Origin of the sequence: Paraburkholderia franconis, from assembly GCF_009362735.1 — a bacterium.
GTDB classification, from domain to species: Bacteria; Pseudomonadota; Gammaproteobacteria; order Burkholderiales; family Burkholderiaceae; genus Paraburkholderia; species Paraburkholderia franconis.
In genome coordinates this window covers 196,013-215,091 of the sequence record NZ_WHNP01000007.1, presented here as the reverse complement: position 1 = coordinate 215,091, position 19,079 = coordinate 196,013, and the positions used below count along the sequence as shown (strand labels likewise).

Below are 19,079 nucleotides of genomic sequence, written 5' to 3'. Positions count from 1 at the left end.
GGCAAGACCAGGAAGAAGCGCAGAAAAGTACGCAGAAAAACGGTTCATTCGATAAAGAGCGACGCGAAAAGACGCCGCCGCCAGAATTTGCGCAGATCGCCGCGCGTGATGGCGAGCGTCACCGAGCCGGTATCGCCGCACAGCGTGAGACCGAGCTCGCCGAGTTGGCCCGCTTGCAGCGCGTTCAGCGCCGGCGCGAACCAGTCGCGCTCGAGCGTCGCGAACGCGTCGTTCCAGCGGCCCCAGTCCTGCTCGATGAAGGGCGCCGAGAACGGATCGAGTTCGATCAGCGTGGCGGCCGCGCTGCCCTTGGCGCCATTCGCGCGCCAGGCGTCGAAGGAAGCGGGCGGCGCGTCGATCGCCGCTTTTGCCGCGAGCGCGAGACCGCGCGTCGCCGCCGCATCCGACAGCACGCGCGTAAAGCCGCTCTTGACCGGCTGCGCCGCGCCCTGCGCGTGGAACCAGATCGAGTTGACGGCGGGCAGCCCGCGCACCTCGCGCGCCTCGTTTACGGGATGCTCGAACCAGGCCATCTGCACTTCGTTCTGCAGCTTCATCCACGCGCGCGAGCGCTCGCCCGTGTGCGCTTCGTGCGGCAGCCAGATTTCGATGTTGCGGCCGCTCGCGCGCAGCGGCGACGCGCCCGCCAGCGTGCCGAACGCGTCGCTCGACAGATACCAGCGCGACGGCTGAGGCGCTTCGATGCGCACGCCCAGTTCCTCGATCAGCGGACGCGCGACGCCGAGCAGCGTGCGCGCGTCGTCGTCGGTCAGTTCCAGCGACGCGGGATCGATCAGCACCAGGTGGTCATGCGCGATCCTCACATGCACGGGCTCCACGCAGGCCCACGTCGCGTCGCCCGGGTTGCCGCCGTCGGCGAGCAGCATGTACGGCGCGAGCGGCGCCTCGTCGGTGGCGGCCGTTCCCGCGGGCACCGCGCCGAAGCTGCGCGCGACCCAGCGCTCGTGTGGCAGCGTGCGCTGGAAGTCTTCGCCGATCACGCGCTCGACGAGCGTCGCGCGGGCGACCAGTTTGTCGAGAGCCGGGATGTCGAGGGAATGCAGCGCGGTTGACGCATCGGCCGCGGCGGGCAGCGCGAAGGGCAGAAGGAGGTGCAGTCGGTTGGCGTTCATGATGCTGCGCATTGTATGGCAAACTTCGCCCCGTCGATCCGCGATGGCGGCGAATGGAAACGGCGACTTGTGCGCCGATGCGTACGATTCGCGCAATGATTGCGCGACCGGGCGCGTGGCGTTGCAATCCGGCACCGCGCGTGCGTCGTACGAGAAAGCGGCCGCAAGCCGCGTGCTGGAACCATCGGCCGTCATTCGCGCCCAATCGACACGGCTTTCACGCTTGCAGCGGATTTTCCGCACAGCGCGTGAAGGCCTCGCTCATGCAGAACAGCGCAAGCGCGCTGAAAAGGACTCGCTTGAAACTTCCATACGAATGGCAGATTGGCTGGCGCTATACGCGCGCCGGCAAACGCACCACGGGTAACGGCTTTATCTCGTTCATCGCGCTCGTGTCGATGTCGGGCATTGCGCTCGGCGTGGCCGCGCTGATCGTCGTGCTGTCGGTGATGAACGGCTTCCAGAAGGAGGTGCGCGACCGCATGCTGTCGGTGCTCGCGCACGTCGAAATCTTTTCGCCGACGGGTTCGATGCCGGACTGGCAACTGACCGCGAAGGAGGCGAAGCAGAACAAGGAAGTGATCGGCGCGGCGCCTTATGTCGAGGCGCAGGCGCTGCTGACGCGCCAGGATGCCGTGAGCGGCGTTGCGCTGCGCGGCGTCGAGCCGTCGCTGGAACCGGAAGTGTCGGACATCGGCAAGGAAATGAAGGCGGGCAGCCTGAACGAACTGAAGCCCGGCGAGTTCGGCATCGTGCTCGGCGCGGATCTCGCGGCGAACCTCGGCGTGATGGCCGGCGACAAGATCACGCTTGTCGCGCCCGAAGGTTCGATGACGCCGGCGGGCATGCTGCCACGGCTGAAACAGTTCAACGTGGTCGGCATCTTCGAGTCCGGGCACTACGAGTACGACAGCACGCTCGCGCTGATCAACATCAAGGATGCGCAGGCGCTGTTCCGTCTGCCCGCGCCGACAGGCGTGCGACTGCGGCTCAAGGACATGCAGCGCGCACCGGAAGTCGCGCATCAGCTGGCGCGCACGCTGTCCGGCGATCTCTACATCCGTGACTGGACGCAGCAGAACAAGACGTGGTTCTCGGCGGTGCAGATCGAAAAGCGCATGATGTTCATCATCCTCACGCTGATCATCGCGGTGGCGGCGTTCAACCTCGTTTCGTCGCTGGTGATGACGGTGACGAACAAGCAGGCCGATATCGCGATTCTCCGCACGCTCGGCGCGCAGCCCGGCTCGATCATGAAGATCTTCGTCGTGCAGGGCATGACGATCGGCTTCGTCGGCACGGGCATCGGCGTTGCGCTCGGCTGTCTGATCGCGTGGAGCATTCCGTGGCTCGTGCCGATGATCGAACACGTGCTCGGCGTGCAGTTCCTGCCGCCGTCCGTGTACTTCATCAGCGAACTGCCGTCCGAGCTCGTTCCCGGCGACGTCGTCAAGATCGGCGTGATCGCGTTCCTGCTGTCGTGTCTCGCGACGCTGTATCCGAGCTGGCGTGGCGCCAAAGTCCGTCCGGCGGAGGCGTTGCGCTATGAATGATCGTCCCAACAAGAATCTGATGGCTACTGACGAGACGGGTCTGCATCCTTACGTGCTCGAAGCGACGGGCATTTCGAAAGCGTTCGTCCAGGGCGGCCTGAACGTGCCCGTGTTGAACAACACGCAGTTGTCGGTGCGGCGTGGCGAGAAGCTCGCGATCGTCGGCGCGTCCGGTTCCGGCAAGAGCACGCTGCTGCACGTGCTAGGCGGACTCGACGACCCGAGCGCGGGCCACGTCGAAGTGATGGGCAAGCCGTTCACGAAGCTCTCCGAGCGCGAGCGCAACGATCTGCGCAACCGCGCGCTCGGCTTCGTCTATCAGTTCCATCACCTGCTGCCGGAGTTCAGCGCGCTCGACAACGTCGCGATGCCGCTGCGCATCCGCCGCATGACGACCGAGGACGCGCGTGCGCAGGCACTCGGCACGCTCGAGCGCGTGGGGCTCGCGCATCGGGCGAAGCATCGTCCGGGCGAACTGTCGGGCGGCGAGCGCCAGCGCGTCGCGATTGCGCGCGCGCTGGTGACGAAGCCCGCCTGCGTGCTCGCCGACGAGCCGACGGGCAACCTCGACGGCGGCACGGCAGATACGGTGTTCAATCTGATGCTGGAACTGTCGAACACGCTGTCGACCAGCTTCGTGATCGTCACGCACGATCCCGATCTGGCCGCGCGCTGCGACCGGACCTTGCGTCTGCGCGACGGTGTGCTATACGAGGAGCCGACGGTTCCCGTCTGACGCCCGGCGTTTTCCATTCGACACTGGCCGACACGATCGGCACGAGGCTGCGCGCATGTGGATCGATACGCACTGTCATCTCGACGCTTCGGAATTCGACGCGGACCGCGACGCCGTCGTGGACGCGGCGCTCGAAGCGGGCGTCAGCCGGATCGTGATTCCAGGCATTGCGCGCAGCAATTTCTCGACGGTGCGTGAACTTGCGCATCGCGTGAAGGGCGGGGCGTATGCGCTCGGCATTCACCCTCTCTTTACGCCGCAGGCGCAGCCATCCGATCTCGACGCGCTGCGGATGGAAATCGAGGCGAGTCTCGACGATCCGCTGTTCGTCGGGCTGGGCGAAATCGGGCTCGACTACTTCGTGCCCGGGCTCGACGACGAGACCCAGCAGTTCTACTACAACGAGCAGCTGAAGCTTGCGCGCGAGTTCGATCTGCCCGTGATCTGCCATGTGCGCAAGTCGCAGGATCAGGTGTTGAAGGGCTTGCGGCGCAACCAGGTGCATCGCGGCATTGCGCACGCGTTCAACGGCAGCTTCCAGCAGGCGCAGGCATTCATCGATCACGGCATGCATCTCGGCTTCGGCGGCAACGTGACGTTCGAGCGCGCATTGCAGATCCGCCGGCTCGCGGCGCAATTGCCGCTCGATGCGCTCGTCGTCGAAACCGATGCGCCCGATATCGCGCCTGCATGGCTCTACAGGCAGCGCAACACGCCGGACCAGATTCCGGCGATCGGCGCGATCCTCGCCGAACAGCGCGGCATCGACAAAAACGAGCTTGCGATAGGCACAACGGCTAATGCGCACGCCGCATTGCCGCGGCTCGCGCTTTACTCTGCATAATCACTGTTTGGCTCGCGTCGGGCGTTGTCGCCGTAGATAGTTCGTGTTCCTGACGAATATCACGGCGACGCAACGCGAGCATCAGGCGCGGAGGTGGCATGCGGGCAGTGTGGTGCGGGTTTGCGTTGGGCGTCGTGTGGTTGCAGCAGCAGGCGTCGTTGCCGGAGTGGCTCGGGTTGCTCGGGCTATGCCTTGTCGCCGTCGTGCTGATCGTTATCGCGTGCGTGTGCTTTCGACGCGGCGGCGCGTGGACGATCCGTGCGGGCTGGTGCGCGGTGTTTTGCGCTGCCGGGTGCATCGGCTTTGGCTACGCGTCGTGGCGCGCGCAGACGCGCCTTGCATTCGAGTTGCCGCATGCGTGGGAAGGGCGCGACATCGTCGTGAGCGGATCGATCAAAGGCTTGTCGACGCGCAGCGCGGACGGCACGCGTTTTCTCTTCTCGGTCGAATCGGCCGATGCACCCGTCGAACGCTTTCCTCGCACGCTGCAACTGTCATGGATCGCGGACGATGTGCCGCCTCCCGCGCTCGAGCCCGGCTCGCGCTGGCGCCTGAACGTGCGTCTGAAGCGTCCACATGGCAATGCGAACTGGGGCGTGCGCGACGGCGAGGCGGCCTTGCTGGCACGCGACGTTCGGGCGACGGGCTATGTGAGCGCGCCGTCGCGGGCTGTGCGGCTGCGGGGCATGGTGAACGGCGTGGGTGTCGCGATCGATCGCTGGCGATGGGGGATTCGCGAGCGCATTGCTGCTGTGTTGGGCGATGCGCCGCATTACGGCATCGTCGTCGCGCTTGCGATCGGCGCTCAGGATGCCGTCAGCGCCGCCGATTGGCTCTTGATGCGTCGCACGGGCACGAGCCACCTCGTCGCGATCTCGGGCTTGCATATCGGCTTTGTCGCGGGGCTCGCGGGATGGTTGATGGGCGCGTTATGGCGCCGCTCGTTTTTCATCGGGCGAAACTGGCCTCTCTTCGTGCCCGCGCAGAAGGTGGCCATCGCGAGCGGAGCCGTATTCGCCGCGTTTCATGCGGCGCTCGCGGGCTTCAACGTGCCCGCGCAGCGCTCGCTATGGATGGCATGCGTCGTTGCGCTTGCGTACGTCGGCGGAAGGCGCGCCGCGCCTTCAATGGTGCTCGCGTGGGCGCTCGGGCTCGTGTTGCTCGTCGATCCGTGGGCGGTGGTATCGGCGGGATTCTGGCTATCGTTCTGCGCAGTCGGCGCGATTCTGTTCGCGATGTCGTCACGGGCGCGCCTCGTTCGAAACGAGCCATCGGGCGCGCAGCGGGACGAAACGTGCAAGCGTTCGATCGCAGCGCGTTGCGCGGATACCTTGCGCTCGTGGCTCGGCGCGACAATCGAACGGATACGCAGCGGCGCTCGCGTGCAGTTCGCGGTGACGGTCGCGCTCGCGCCATTGACGGTCGTATTCTTCTCGCAGATTCCGTTGATCGGCCCCGTCGCGAATGCGTTTGCGATTCCCTGGGTCAGCGCCTTCGTGACGCCGGCTGTGATCGCGGGCGTTGCATTGCCGGCGCCGCTCGATGCGTTCGCGTTTCGCTTCGCGCATCGGTTGCTCGAATGGCTCGCGAGCGCGTTGCAAATGCTGTCGGGGCCCGCGTGGACGCTCTGGCAATTGCCGCAACCGGGCGTGTGGACGATGGCGTCGGCGGCCGTCGGCGTCGCGTGGTGTCTCGCGCCTTCTGGCTGGCCGTTGCGCTGGGCCGCGCCGCTCGCGTGGCTGCCGCTGCTCGCGCCCGCGTCGTCCGCGCCCGCTGACGGAACCTTCCGTCTGACCGCGCTCGATATCGGCCAGGGCTCGTCGATCGTCGTCGAAACGGCGCGTCATACGCTGCTTTTCGACGCCGGCCCCGGTCCCGAATCGACGCATGCGGGCGAGCGCATCGTCGTGCCGTATCTGCAGTCGGCGGGCATCTCGACGCTCGATGCGCTGATCATCAGCCACGCGGACTCCGATCACTCGGGCGGTGCGCCCGCCGTGCTCGACGCAATCGCAGTGCGGCAACTGCTGGCCGGCCTCGTCCCCGACAATCCGCTATGGATTCAGGCGCGCCAGGCGGGAGCGCAAACCGTGCGCTGCGCGGCAGGGCAGCACTGGCAATGGGACGGCGTCGACTTCGCGATACTCTGGCCCGATCCCGGACCGTTGCAGGGCAAGCCGAACGCGCATTGCTGCGTGCTGCGCGTGAGCGCACCCGGGGCGCTTCATAACGGCGCGCGCGTTCAAACACCCGTCGCCGCAAGAATGCCGATGACGGCCTTGCTGGCCGCGGACATCGAAGCGCACGTCGAACGCACGCTGCTTGCGCGCGACCGCGCGGCGTTGCGCGCGGAGATTCTGCTCGTGCCGCATCACGGCAGCAGGACTTCGTCGACCGAGCCGTTCCTCGACTCCATCGAGCCGTCCATTGCGGTATTTCGGGTAGGCTATCGCAACCGGTTTCATCATCCCCAGCTGGGCGTCTACGAGCGGTATCGCGCGCGACGCATCGAACTCTCGCGCAGCGACGACGACGGCGCCGCGCGTATCGACGTGGACGGCGCGACGTTGTCGCTGGAGCGCTATCGGCAGACGCATCGCCGGTACTGGATGGATACGACGACCGACCCATGAGAATGAACCAGAACGAACTGGAACGGAGGCGGCAGCGCTTGAAGAACATCATCCATTTCTCGCATGCAAACGGGTTTCCGGCGTCCACCTATCGGACGATCTTCGCGGAGCTGGCAGACGACTACGACTTGCGTTCCATCGAACGGATAGGACACGACGCGCGCTATCCCGTGACGCGCGACTGGCCGCATCTCGTCGAAGAGTTGCTGGATGACATCGAGCGTTCTTATGAGAATCCCGTGTGGCTGGTCGGGCATTCTCTGGGTGGTTATCTGTCGCTGATGGCGGCGCTGAAAAAGCCGCAGTGGGTGCGGGGCGTGGTGATGCTCGGTTCGCCCGTGATCGCGGGTTGGCAGAGCAGCATGCTGCGCGTGTCGCAGTGGACGGGACTCGATGAAAGGCTGTCGCCGGCCGCGGCGACGCGCACGCGGCGCACGCGCTGGGCGAGCCGCGACGAAGCATGGCGCCACTTTCACGCGAAGCCGGCGTTTGCGCGATGGGACGAGCGGGTGCTGTCCGACTACATCGAGTTCGGCATTCCGCAGGTGTCCGCGGACGGGACGCGCGAGCTGGCCTTCGACCGGCAGACGGAATACCTGATCTATCGGACGTTGCCCCACACCTGCGGAAGCCGCCTCGCGCGGGGCGCGCCCGTACCGTTCGGGTTCGTGGCCGGGACGCGCTCGCTGGAGGTGCGCCAGGCCGGTCTGCATGCGACGCGGCGGCTGGCTGGCGAACATTTCGAGTGGATCGAAGGGAGTCATCTTTTCCCGATGGAGCGGCCGCTGGAGACGGCGCGGGCCGTGCAGCGGCTGCTGCGCGAGCTGGACTGAGGGCTGCTGAACATTGCTGAAGGTTGTTGAGAGTTGCTGAAACACCGCGCGGCAAGCTCACGAAAAAGGCAAGAAAAGCCATAGGGCGGGTGAAGCGCAAAGTCCCAAACGGCATATCGGGAGCGATGCCGCGGATGCGTCAAAAAGCACGTTCGATCGGCGCGAGGAAGCCGCCTCAGGCTGGGCTGAAACGGCACGTTCGGGTATAATCCGTTTTTCCCGCGAGCATCCAGCGATGACCAAATATGTTTTCGTCACCGGCGGCGTAGTTTCTTCCCTCGGCAAGGGTATTGCCGCCGCTTCTCTCGCCGCGATCCTCGAATCGCGCGGTCTGAAAGTCACCCTCCTCAAGCTAGATCCCTACATCAACGTCGACCCCGGCACGATGAGCCCGTTTCAGCACGGTGAAGTGTTCGTGACGGAAGACGGCGCTGAGACGGACCTCGACCTCGGCCACTACGAGCGCTTCATCAGCACGAAGATGCGCAAGGCCAATAACTTCACGACGGGCCAGATCTACGAATCGGTGATCCGCAAGGAACGCCGCGGCGATTATCTCGGCAAGACGGTTCAGGTCATCCCCCACATCACGAACGAAATCCAGGCATTCGTCGAGCGCGGCGCGGCATCGGCGACGTGCGGCGAGCCGGATGTCGCGATCGTCGAAGTGGGCGGCACGGTCGGTGACATCGAGTCGCTGCCGTTCCTCGAAGCCGCGCGTCAGATGAGCCTGCGCCTCGGCCGCAACAGCGCATGCTTCGTGCACCTGACGCTGGTTCCGTTCATCGCCACCGCGGGCGAACTGAAAACCAAGCCCACGCAGCACAGCGTGCAAAAGCTGCGCGAAATCGGTATCTATCCGAACGTGCTGCTCTGCCGCGCCGACCGCCGCATCCCCGACGACGAGCGCGCGAAGATCTCGATGTTCTCGAACGTGCCGGAAGACGCCGTGATCTCGGTGTGGGACGTCGACAGCATCTACAAGATTCCGCAGATGCTGCACGACCAGGGCCTCGACGAACTGATCTGCGAAGAGCTGAAGCTGACGGCCAGGCCGGCGAATCTGTCGATCTGGTCGGAAATGGTCGAGAAGCTCGAGAACCCGAAGAGCGAAGTGACGATCGGCATGGTCGGCAAGTACGTCGAACTGACGGAGTCGTACAAGTCGCTGATCGAAGCGCTGCGCCATGCGTCGATCCACACGTCGACGAAGGTCAACATCGAATACATCGACTCCGAAGAGCTGGAAGAAAACGGCGTCGACGGCCTGAGGCATCTGGATGCGGTGCTCGTGCCGGGCGGCTTCGGCCGTCGCGGCACCGAAGGCAAGATCAAGGCGATCCGCTATGCACGCGAGGCGAAGGTGCCGTATCTCGGCATCTGCCTCGGCATGCAGCTGGCCGTGATCGAATTCGCGCGCGATGTCGTCAGCCTGAAGGATGCGAACAGCACGGAGTTCGACCCGGCTACGCCGCATCGCGTGGTCGCGCTGATCACCGAGTGGTACGACCGTGAAGGCAAGGTCGAGAAGCGTACGGAAGAGTCCGATCTGGGCGGCACGATGCGTCTCGGTTCGCAGCGCTGCCCGATCAAGCCCGGCACGATGGCCGAAGAGATCTACGGCAAGGACGTGAACGAGCGCCACCGTCACCGTTATGAGGTCAATAACCGCTACGTGCCCCAGCTCGAAGGCGGCGGCCTTATCATCAGCGCCCGTACCCCGAGCGAAGATCTGCCGGAAATGATGGAGCTGCCGCGTTCGATGCACCCGTGGTTCGTCGGCGTCCAGTTCCACCCTGAATTCACGTCGACGCCGCGCGACGGCCATCCGCTCTTCAAGGCGTTCGTCGAAGCGGCGCGCGCGCATCGCGAAGCGGCCGTCGAGGAGAAAGTATGAAACTGGGCGATTTTGAAATCGGCCTCGACAAGCCGTTTTTCCTGATCGCGGGCACCTGTGTCGTCGAATCCGAACAGATGACGATCGACACGGCCGGCAAGCTGAAGGAAATCTGCGCGACGCTGAAGATTCCGTTCATCTACAAGTCTTCTTATGACAAGGCCAATCGCAGCAGTGGTAAGTCGTTTCGCGGTCTTGGAATGGATGAGGGCTTGCGCATTCTTTCCGAAGTGAAGCGTCAGCTCGGCGTGCCCGTTCTGACCGATGTTCACACGGAAGAAGAAATCGGACCGGTCGCATCGGTGGTCGATGTGCTGCAAACGCCCGCGTTCCTGTGCCGTCAGACTGACTTCATCCATGCGTGCGCGCGTTCGGGCAAGCCCGTCAACATCAAGAAGGGCCAGTTTCTCGCGCCGCACGACATGAAGAACGTGATCGACAAGGCGCGCGATGCGGCGCGTGAAGCCGGTCTGTCGGAAGACCGTTTCATGGCGTGCGAGCGCGGCGTGTCGTTCGGCTATAACAACCTCGTTTCGGACATGCGCTCGCTCGCGATCATGCGTGAAACGGGCGCGCCCGTTGTGTTCGACGCGACGCATTCGGTGCAGTTGCCGGGCGGACAGGGCACGAGTTCGGGCGGCCAGCGCGAGTTCGTCCCCGTGCTGGCGCGCGCCGCCGTCGCGACGGGCGTCTCGGGTCTCTTCATGGAAACCCATCCGAGGCCGGCCGAAGCGAAGTCGGACGGTCCCAATGCCGTGCCGCTGCATCGCATGGCCGACCTGCTCGAGACGCTGATGACGCTCGATCAGGCCGTGAAGCGCACGCCGTTCCTCGAGAGCGATTTCAACTGATGCGCGGGCGCGCGGGCCACACCCGCGCGCACCAACCCGATGGTCGTCGAACGCGTCCGGACGCGAGCAGTCCAACTGAACCGGACGTCTCACCTTAAGAATTCATCGTCATTTCAGAGGAAACCATGAGTGCTATCGTAGATATCATCGGTCGCGAGATTCTCGATTCGCGAGGCAACCCCACCGTCGAATGCGACGTGCTGCTCGAATCGGGCACGATGGGCCGGGCCGCCGTTCCGTCGGGCGCGTCGACGGGTTCGCGCGAAGCGATCGAACTGCGCGACGGCGAAACCGGCCGCTACAGCGGCAAGGGCGTGCTGAAGGCCGTCGAGCACATCAACACTGAAATCTCCGAAGCGATCATGGGTCTCGACGCTTCCGAGCAGGCATTCCTCGACAAGACGCTGCTGGAGCTGGACGGCACCGACAACAAGTCGCGCCTCGGCGCGAACGCAATGCTGGCCGTGTCAATGGCCGTCGCGAAGGCCGCCGCGGAAGAAGCCGGCCTGCCGCTGTATCGCTATTTCGGCGGCTCGGGCGCGATGCAGTTGCCCGTGCCGATGATGAACATCGTCAACGGCGGCGCGCACGCGAACAACAGCCTGGACATTCAGGAATTCATGATCGTCCCCGTCAGCCAGCCGACGTTCCGCGAAGCGCTGCGCTGCGGCGCCGAAGTGTTCCACGCGCTGAAGAAAATCCTGTCGGATCGCGGTATGAGCACGGCCGTCGGCGACGAAGGCGGCTTCGCGCCGAATTTCGGCAGCAACGACGAGTGCCTGTCGACCATCCTGCAGGCGATCGAGAAGGCCGGCTACCGGGCCGGTGAAGACGTGCTGCTCGCGCTCGACTGCGCGGCGAGTGAGTTCTACCACGACGGCAAGTACCAACTGGCGGGCGAAGGGCTGCAACTGTCGTCGGCGGAATTCACGGACTACCTGGCCACTCTGGCCGACAAGTTCCCGATCGTCTCGATCGAAGACGGCATGCACGAAGGCGACTGGGAAGGCTGGAAGCTGCTCACAGACAAGCTCGGCAAGAAGATCCAGCTGGTCGGCGACGACCTGTTCGTGACGAACACGCGCATCCTGAAGGAAGGCATCGAGAAGGGCATCGCGAATTCGATTCTGATCAAGATCAACCAGATCGGCACGCTGACGGAGACCTTCGCGGCGATCGAAATGGCCAAGCGCGCGGGCTACACGGCCGTGATCTCGCACCGCTCGGGCGAAACGGAAGATTCGACGATTGCGGACATCGCGGTCGGCCTGAACGCTGGTCAGATCAAGACGGGCTCGCTGTCGCGCAGCGACCGCATCTCGAAGTACAACCAGTTGCTGCGCATCGAGGAAGATCTCGGCGATATTGCCAGCTACCCGGGCAAGTCGGCGTTCTACAACCTGCGTTGATTGACGCCCGACGGCCGCCCTTCGAGACAGTTCGACGCGCGAGAGTGACGCTTGCCGTCAACAATTTGTCTCAATAACCGTTAAAACGGTTATGCTTCGCTACTGACTCACCCTTGCCGCCCTGCGTACAGCGCAGGGCGGCGCGTATTCCACCCTGCAATTCAATTCATGCGGCTCGTCACCGTCGTTCTGCTCGTCCTGCTGGTGCTGATCCAATATCCGCTGTGGTGGGGCCATGGCGGCTGGCTGCGCGTCCACGAGCTGCAACAGGAACTCGCTCAGCAACTGAAAAAGAACGCCGACGAGAAGACGCGTAATGAGCGCATCCAGGGTGAAGTGCAGGATCTGCAGAACGGCTCGGCCGCTGTTGAAGAGCGTGCCCGCTACGAAATGGGTATGGTGAAGGACAGCGAAGTGTTCGTGCAGTTCGTATCGCCGAACGCGCCGCTGTCTGCTTCGAGCGCCGCGCAATCGAATACGTCGACGCGCGGGCAGATCACGGGCGCGCCGTTGCGCGTGGTGCCGAACCCGGAATCGCGCGCGAAGCCGGATCGCAAGCACTCGAAAAAGGATGCGAAGGAGAAGAAGCCGGGTTGATGTCTGGCGCGGCGCGAAGCGGATGCGCGTGAGGATGCAACGAAAAAGGCGCGGTTCATGATGAACCGCGCCTTTTGTTTTTCATCGTGCGTATCGATCGAACGAGGCGGGCTGCGCCCGTTCATACAAGCAGCGATTCAAGGGGCGTATTACCAGCCCCAACCCCAACCTGGCGCATATCCGTAGCCGATGCCCGTGCCCCAGCCATGTCCCCAGCCGCCGCTGGAGTAGCTGCCATAGACCGTGACGGGCGGCGCGGCGTAGCGCGACCAGGCCTGCGCGGCGGCATCGGCGGCCATCGCCTCGTTTTGCTCGACCATCACCTGCTTGTCGATTGCGTCGTAACGCGCGCGCTCTTCGGGCGTGAGCGGATGCGCGGTCGCCGCCGCGATGCCCGACTGGTCTGCGGGCAAGCGGCTGTAGATCGGCGACGGACCGGCCGGGTCCATCATGCAGCCGGACAAAGCGGCAGCGCCGGCAACGAGCGCGAGAGCGCACACCCGGGTTGGATTAGTGGCGCGTAACAGGGCAAGCGTATTCATTTTGATCTCCATCGATCGGATGCCTAAGCAATTTGGCTATCAGCGAAATCAGCAATCAGGCAACCGCCAATGTCCGATGATACTGCGCCGCCCGCCAGCGGGAGCGGCTCGCGGCGACGCAGTCTGTTCCGGCTCAATGCCGCTGGTCGGCGGCCGGCGCTACACCCTGTGAGAGCCCGGCGGCGACGAAAAGTTGCGCGACGTCGACGGGGTCGAATTCATACCGCTGATTGCAGAACTCGCAGTGAATCTCGACGTGACCGCGCTCTTCGATCACGCTGTCCACTTCCTCGCGCCCCAGCATCTTCAGCATGCGGCCGACTTTTTCGCGCGAGCACGTGCATTCGAAGCGCGTTCTCGCCGGCTCGAAATGCTGGACGTTCTCCTGCCAGAACAGGCGCCGGAACAGCGTGGTCGGTTCTTCGCTCAGCAGTTCATCCGTCGACAGCGTGCCGCCGAGCGTGCAGAGACGATTCCACGTATCGGCATCGATTTCGCTGGGATGCGGGACGATGCCGCCGTCGCCGGGCAGCTTCTGCAGCAGCATGCCGACCGCGCGCTGGTCGTTCGCCGCGAGCCACAGACGCGTATCGAGCTGCTCCGAGTGATGCATGTAGTGCTCGAGCACTTCTGCTATCGACTTCAGCGGCCCATCCTCGCCCGACAGCGGTACGATGCCCTGATACGGCTGCTGGCCCGGCGCCTTGCTCTTCGGATCGAGCGTGATCACGCAGCGGCCGTGGCCGCCCGCGTTGAGGAGATCGACGAGCGTGAGATCGTCGGTGATCGTGTGCGCGGCGTCGCCGGCGAACTTCGCGGTCGCGCGCATCGACAGGTCCGAGTTGCATTGCACGACAAGCATCTTCACGGGACCGTCGCCGAAGATCTGCATGATCAGCGTGCCGTCGAATTTCAGATTCGCCGACAGCAGCGCGCACGCGGCCATCATCTCGCCGAGCAGGTTCCGCACGGGCGCGGGATAGCTCCTGCGCGTCAGCACTTCCTGCCACGTATTGGCCAGCGAAACGATCTCGCCGCGAACGGGCGCCGCGCTGAACATGAATTTTTGCAACTGATCACTCACAACTTTTCCTCGGTCGAACCGCGCGGCGGGAAGGCCGCGCTTGACGCGTCGTGCCGCCGGCCTTAGCCGATGCGGACGAGTTGCGCCTTGAAATAGTCCCTGCGCTCGACGTAATTATCGGCGACGCGCTGCAGGCCTTTGATATCTGCTTCGGTCAATTCTCGGACGACCTTTGCGGGCGCACCGAGAATCAGAGAATTGTCGGGGAAAACCTTGCCTTCGGTAACGACGGCACCCGCTCCGACCAGACAATTGCGGCCGATTACTGCACCGTTCAAGACCACAGCCTGAATGCCGATCAACGCGCCTTCCTTGACCGTGCAGCCGTGCAACATCGCCTGATGGCCGACCGTCACGTTCGCTTCGAGCGTCAGCGGAAAGCCCGGATCGGCGTGCAGCACGGCGCCTTCCTGAATGTTGGTGCCCGTGCCGACGGTGATCGGCTCGTTGTCGCCGCGGATCGAAGCGCCGAACCAGACGCTCGCGTTTTCTTCGACCGTCACTTTGCCGATGATGGTTGCCGTGTCTGCGACGAACACGCTCTCGTGAATGGTCGGGGCGGCGTCGCCCAGCTTGTAGATTGCCACAGTGTCTCCTCGGTCGTCGGACGCCTCGCCGCCACTCATCGGCGGCCGGCGCGGCACGTTGCGCGGGATGGCGGCATCCCGCGCTGCATGATCGGATCGCGTATTGTAAACGGTTGTGCAATAAGCCCGCGTGCAGCAAGCCGTGGCAGCATCGCTGGCTTCCCGTTTTTCACGTATCGCTCCATAACGCACCATGCATTCCCCCGATTTCCCCCGTTCCGATGCCCCGATTTGCGCCCGCACCGAAGCGCTGGCCGTGCTGGGCGAGCGCGTACCGGCGCAGAAGGCCGCGGCGGCGCAGGCTCTCTATGCGCGCGTGCGGGATGGTACGGCGGCCGTGTCGCCGGAACGGGTGCTGGATGAGCCTGCCGGGCTGCCTGGGCGTCCCGCGCGTCCCGAACTCGTCGAGCCGCGCAAGCTTGGGCGGCGCAGCATGCAGTCGCCGGAAGGGCGCGCGGTGCTGCTGCACGCGCTCGCGCATATCGAGTTCAACGCGATCAATCTGGCGCTCGACGCCGTGTGGCGATTCAGCGGCATGCCGGAGGCGTTTTACGTCGACTGGATGAAGGTCGCGTCGGAGGAATCGCATCACTTTTCGCTGCTGTCCGCGAGGCTTGCGGAGTTCGGCCACGCGTACGGAGACTTTCCGGCGCACGACGGCCTGTGGGACATGTGCGAGCGCACGCGCGGCGACGTGCTCGCCCGCATGGCGCTCGTGCCGCGCACGCTGGAGGCGCGCGGGCTCGATGCGTCGCCGCCGATCCGCGCGCGGCTGCAACAGGCGGGCGATCATGCGTCGGCGGCGATTCTGGACGTGATCCTGCGCGACGAAATCGGTCATGTGCTGATCGGCAACCGCTGGTTCCGACATCTGTGCGACGAGGCGGGCGTCGATGCGCATCAGACCTATCTGCGTCTGTCCGATGAATATCGCGCGCCGAAACTGCGCGGGCCCTTCAATTTCGAAGCGCGGCGCAGCGCCGGCTTTGAAGAGGAGGAACTGGCGGCGCTGGCCGGCCTCGAAGCGCAGCAGCGCGCCGACGACTGAGGCGGACTTCCACGCACCCACGCGCGGCCGCGTATCTCGATATAATCGAACGACCATTCTTTTTACAAGCCGCACCATGGAACGTCCTTTGAATCCCTCCGTTTCCGAATTCGTCACCGTGCGCGGCGTGCGCCTGCATGTGCGCCGTTGGGGCAGCCCCGACGCGCCGACTCTCTTCATGCTGCATGGCTGGATGGATGTCGCCGCTTCGTTTCAGTTCGTCGTCGATGCGCTCGCCGGTGACTGGCAGGTGATAGCACCCGATGCACGCGGCTTCGGGTTGTCCGACTGGCCCGTCGCGGAGAAGGGCGGCGGCCATTACTGGTTTCAGGAATATCTGGCCGACCTCGAGGCGCTGCTCGATCACTACGCGCCGACAGGCGAAGTGAACCTCGTCGGGCACAGCATGGGCGCGAACGTCGTCTGTCTGTACGCGGGCGTGCGGCCAGAGCGGGTGCGGCGCGTGGTCGATCTGGAAGGGTTCGGGCTCGCGCCGTCGAAGCCGTCGCAACTGCCGCGCCGTCTCGCGTCGTGGCTCGACGAATTGCGCGAGCCGCCGTCGCTGCGCCCGTACGCGACGCTCGACGATGTCGCCGAGCGCCTGATCAAGACCAACGAGCGGCTGGACCCGCGGCGCGCGCGCTTTCTCGCGCAGCACTGGTCGAAGCCGGATGGCAAGGGCGGCTACGTGCTGCTCGCCGATCCGGCGCACAAGATCCGCGGGCCGCTGCTGTACCGGCTCGACGAAGTGATGGCCGTCTGGGCGAACGTGCGAGCAAAGGTGCTGCACGTCGAAGCGACGGCATCGCCCACGCTCGCGATGCTGGCGGGCAATATTCCGCTCGATGAATTCAAGGCGCGTTTCAGCGCGTTTGCCGACTGGCGCGAAGCGTTCATCGACGAAGCGGGCCACATGGTTCATCACGATCAGCCCGAGCAGGTCGCCGCGCTGATCGAGGGCTTTTGCGCATAGCGCCTGGCGCGCATCGGGCCGGTGATTCCTCTGCGTTTGCTTACTGCGTTGCAGTAGAATGAGATGTTCAGCTTATCCAGACGACGATGAACGCCGACTTGCATTGCCATTCCACTGTGTCCGACGGCGCGTTTGCGCCCGCCGAAGTTGCGCGCCGCGCGCATGCGGGCGGTGTGACGCTGTGGGCGCTGACCGATCACGACGAAGTGGGCGGCCAGGTCGAGGCGCGCGAGGCGGCCGAGGCGTTCGGCATGCGGTATCTGGATGGCGTCGAGATCTCTGTCACATGGGCATCGCGTACGATTCACATCGTCGGCCTGCATGTCGATCCCGCCTGCAAGGAATTGCTCGACGGGCTCTATCGCACGCGCAACGGCCGCGCCGCGCGGGCCGAAGCGATCGGCGAGCAGCTGGCCACGCTCGGCATTCCCGATGCGTATGAAGGTGCACTGAAATACGTGTCGAATCCCGACATGATCTCGCGCACGCATTTCGCGCGCTTCATGGTCGAGCGAGGCTACGCGAAGGATACGCAGGACGTGTTCTCGCGCTTTCTCGGCGAAGGCAAGCCGGGCTATGTGCCGCATCGCTGGTCGAAGCTCGCCGACGCAATCAAGTGGATCAAGGCTGCGGGCGGCGAAGCGGTGATCGCGCATCCGGGCCGCTACGCGTACACGCCGACCGAATTCGACGCGTTGTACGGCGAGTTCATCGATCTCGGCGGCAAGGCGATCGAAGTCGTCACGGGCAGCCACACGCCCGATCAATACCGCGAATACGCGGACGTCGCGCGTCGCTTCGGCTTCGAGGCATCGCGCGGGTCCGATTTCCATGCGGCAGGTGAAGGCCGCGTCGAACTGGGCAGCCTGCCGCCGCTGCCGTCCGATCTGAAGCCAGTCTGGGAACGTTGGCTGTAAGCTCTGAATTCGCGCCGCGCGTGGGCACGCGTGCTGCGCGGATACGCTGTCGCTGTTCCCCGACCTCCTGACCGACATCATGTCCCAATACTTTCGGCTTCATCCGGACAATCCGCAGCCGCGTCTGATCAAGCAGGCGGCCCAGATCATCGAAGGCGGCGGCGTGGTCGCGCTGCCGACCGATTCGAGCTACGCGCTCGCGTGCCAGCTCGACAACAAGAACGCCGTCGACCGCGTGCGGCGCATCCGTGGAATCGACGAGCGGCAACTGCTGTCGCTGCTCGTGCGCGATCTGTCCGAGCTGGCGAACTTCGCGATCGTCGACAACCGCCAATACCGTCTGATCAAATCGGTGACGCCCGGCCCCTATGTGTTCGTTCTGCAGGCGACCAAGGAAGTGCCGCGCCGCCTGTCGCATCCGTCGCGCAAGACGATCGGCCTGCGCGTGCCGGACCACGCTATCACGCTTGCGATACTCGAAGAACTCGGCCAGCCGCTGCTCGGCTCGACGCTGATCGTGCCGGGCGAAACGCAGCCGCTGAACGATCCGGAGGAAATCCGCGAAAGGCTCGAAAAGCAGCTCGATCTGGTGATCGACGGCGGCGCGTGTCCGTGCGAGCCGTCGACGGTGATCGACCTGACGGGCGAAGAGCCCGTGCTGGTGCGTGCGGGCCGCGGCTCGCTCGCGCCGTTCGGTCTCGAAGAGACGGCCTGATCGCGACATGAACGAAAGCCGACAGGGCCGCAAGGCGGCGTTGTTACAATAGAGCAATATGGATTCCTCCCTGATACAGACCATCGTCGTCTACGCGCTGCCCGTGATTTTCGCGATCACGCTGCACGAGGCCGCGCACGGCTACGTCGCCCGCATGCTCGGCGACAACACCGCTTACGTGCTCGGGCGCGTGTCGTTTAATCCGATGCGGCACATCGACCCGCTCGGCACGATCTTCATTCCGCTGCTGCTTTACTTCGCCACGAGCGGCGCGTTCATGTTCGGCTACGCGAAGCCCGTGCCCGTCGCGTTCGGCAATCTGCGCAATCCGCGCTGGGGCTCGCTGTGGGTCGCGCTCGCGGGCCCGCTGTGCAACTTCGTTCAGGCGCTCGTGTGGGGCGTGTTCGGCGTGTCGCTCGCTCTCATGCACGTCGACGAACCGTTCTTCACGCGCATGGCGGCCGCGGGCGTCGGCGTGAATCTCGTGCTCGGTGTGCTCAATCTCTTTCCGCTGCCGCCGCTCGACGGCGGACGCGTGCTGACGGCGCTGCTGCCCGTGCGTCCCGCGATGATGCTGGCGCGCCTCGAGCCGTATGGCTTTTTCATCGTGATGGCGCTCGTGATGACGGGCACGTTGACGCGCTTCTGGCTGCGTCCGCTCGTGAATATTGGCTATGAAGCCGTCACGGCAATCCTGACTCCTCTCGTTTCGCTTTTCTAATCCAAA

Annotated in this window: 18 protein-coding genes; 14 read left to right on the top strand and 4 right to left on the bottom strand. The window is 64.7% G+C overall.

Annotated features, from left to right (window positions below; translation table 11 throughout):
• Positions 1-44: 44 nt before the first annotated feature.
• Entirely contained in the window at positions 45-1,145 is a 1,101-nt protein-coding gene (locus GCT13_RS10565) for a regulator (protein ID WP_152757610.1), read from the bottom strand.
• Between the two features lie 287 nt (positions 1,146-1,432).
• Between GCT13_RS10565 and GCT13_RS10560 the strand changes: the two genes are divergently transcribed.
• From GCT13_RS10560 to ftsB, 9 genes are all read left to right on the top strand, one after another.
• The gene (locus GCT13_RS10560) at positions 1,433-2,686 is read left to right on the top strand and encodes a lipoprotein-releasing ABC transporter permease subunit (protein WP_152757608.1); all 1,254 of its coding nucleotides are present in this window, start codon (positions 1,433-1,435) and stop codon (positions 2,684-2,686) included.
• Positions 2,679-3,422 carry a lipoprotein-releasing ABC transporter ATP-binding protein LolD gene (gene lolD, locus GCT13_RS10555; RefSeq protein ID WP_152757606.1) on the top strand — a complete coding sequence of 248 codons (744 nt, stop codon included), beginning with the start codon at positions 2,679-2,681 and terminating at the stop codon, positions 3,420-3,422. Before GCT13_RS10560 ends, lolD begins: the two co-directional genes overlap by 8 nt.
• 55 nt (positions 3,423-3,477) lie before the next feature.
• A complete protein-coding gene (locus tag GCT13_RS10550; protein ID WP_152757604.1) occupies positions 3,478-4,266 on the top strand; it encodes a TatD family hydrolase in 789 nt (262 codons plus the stop codon).
• A gap of 98 nt (positions 4,267-4,364) precedes the next feature.
• Positions 4,365-6,899, top strand: coding sequence for a DNA internalization-related competence protein ComEC/Rec2 (locus GCT13_RS10545; RefSeq protein WP_152757602.1), 2,535 nt, complete (start codon positions 4,365-4,367; stop codon positions 6,897-6,899).
• Between the two features lie 38 nt (positions 6,900-6,937).
• Positions 6,938-7,732, top strand: a complete 795-nt coding sequence (locus GCT13_RS10540; RefSeq protein WP_152757726.1) for an alpha/beta fold hydrolase — start codon at positions 6,938-6,940, stop codon at positions 7,730-7,732.
• A gap of 235 nt (positions 7,733-7,967) precedes the next feature.
• Entirely contained in the window at positions 7,968-9,629 is a 1,662-nt protein-coding gene (locus GCT13_RS10535; protein ID WP_152757600.1) for a CTP synthase, read from the top strand.
• Positions 9,626-10,480, top strand: coding sequence for a 3-deoxy-8-phosphooctulonate synthase (gene kdsA, locus GCT13_RS10530; protein WP_152757598.1), 855 nt, complete (start codon positions 9,626-9,628; stop codon positions 10,478-10,480). Before GCT13_RS10535 ends, kdsA begins: the two co-directional genes overlap by 4 nt.
• A gap of 125 nt (positions 10,481-10,605) precedes the next feature.
• Positions 10,606-11,889 (top strand): phosphopyruvate hydratase, encoded by a 1,284-nt coding sequence (gene eno, locus GCT13_RS10525; RefSeq protein WP_090864900.1) that lies wholly within the window; start codon positions 10,606-10,608, stop codon positions 11,887-11,889.
• Between the two features lie 168 nt (positions 11,890-12,057).
• On the top strand, positions 12,058-12,486 hold the full coding sequence (ftsB, locus tag GCT13_RS10520; RefSeq protein WP_090864899.1) for a cell division protein FtsB: 429 nt from the start codon (positions 12,058-12,060) through the stop codon (positions 12,484-12,486).
• A 149-nt stretch (positions 12,487-12,635) separates the two neighbouring features.
• On the opposite strand, the gene GCT13_RS10515 is transcribed toward ftsB, so the two are convergent.
• From GCT13_RS10515 to GCT13_RS10505, 3 genes are all read right to left on the bottom strand, one after another.
• A complete protein-coding gene (locus GCT13_RS10515; protein WP_152757596.1) occupies positions 12,636-13,028 on the bottom strand; it encodes a hypothetical protein in 393 nt (130 codons plus the stop codon).
• Between the two features lie 133 nt (positions 13,029-13,161).
• Entirely contained in the window at positions 13,162-14,112 is a 951-nt protein-coding gene (gene hslO, locus GCT13_RS10510; RefSeq protein ID WP_321574279.1) for an Hsp33 family molecular chaperone HslO, read from the bottom strand.
• Positions 14,113-14,174: 62 nt separating this feature from the next.
• Positions 14,175-14,699 (bottom strand): gamma carbonic anhydrase family protein, encoded by a 525-nt coding sequence (locus GCT13_RS10505; RefSeq protein ID WP_321574278.1) that lies wholly within the window; start codon positions 14,697-14,699, stop codon positions 14,175-14,177.
• Between the two features lie 193 nt (positions 14,700-14,892).
• On the opposite strand from GCT13_RS10505, the gene GCT13_RS10500 reads away from it, so the two are divergent.
• The 5 genes from GCT13_RS10500 (at position 14,893) to GCT13_RS10480 (ending at position 19,073) form a co-directional block, all read left to right on the top strand.
• Entirely contained in the window at positions 14,893-15,747 is an 855-nt protein-coding gene (locus GCT13_RS10500; RefSeq protein ID WP_152757592.1) for a ferritin-like domain-containing protein, read from the top strand.
• Between the two features lie 76 nt (positions 15,748-15,823).
• Positions 15,824-16,720 carry an alpha/beta fold hydrolase gene (locus GCT13_RS10495; protein ID WP_152757590.1) on the top strand — a complete coding sequence of 299 codons (897 nt, stop codon included), beginning with the start codon at positions 15,824-15,826 and terminating at the stop codon, positions 16,718-16,720.
• A gap of 86 nt (positions 16,721-16,806) precedes the next feature.
• A complete protein-coding gene (locus GCT13_RS10490) occupies positions 16,807-17,637 on the top strand; it encodes a 3',5'-nucleoside bisphosphate phosphatase (protein ID WP_152757588.1) in 831 nt (276 codons plus the stop codon).
• Between the two features lie 79 nt (positions 17,638-17,716).
• Positions 17,717-18,352: an L-threonylcarbamoyladenylate synthase gene (locus tag GCT13_RS10485; RefSeq protein WP_152757586.1), complete on the top strand. Its 636-nt coding sequence runs from the start codon at positions 17,717-17,719 to the stop codon at positions 18,350-18,352.
• Between the two features lie 58 nt (positions 18,353-18,410).
• The gene (locus tag GCT13_RS10480; protein WP_152757584.1) at positions 18,411-19,073 is read left to right on the top strand and encodes a site-2 protease family protein; all 663 of its coding nucleotides are present in this window, start codon (positions 18,411-18,413) and stop codon (positions 19,071-19,073) included.
• Positions 19,074-19,079: the final 6 nt, after the last annotated feature.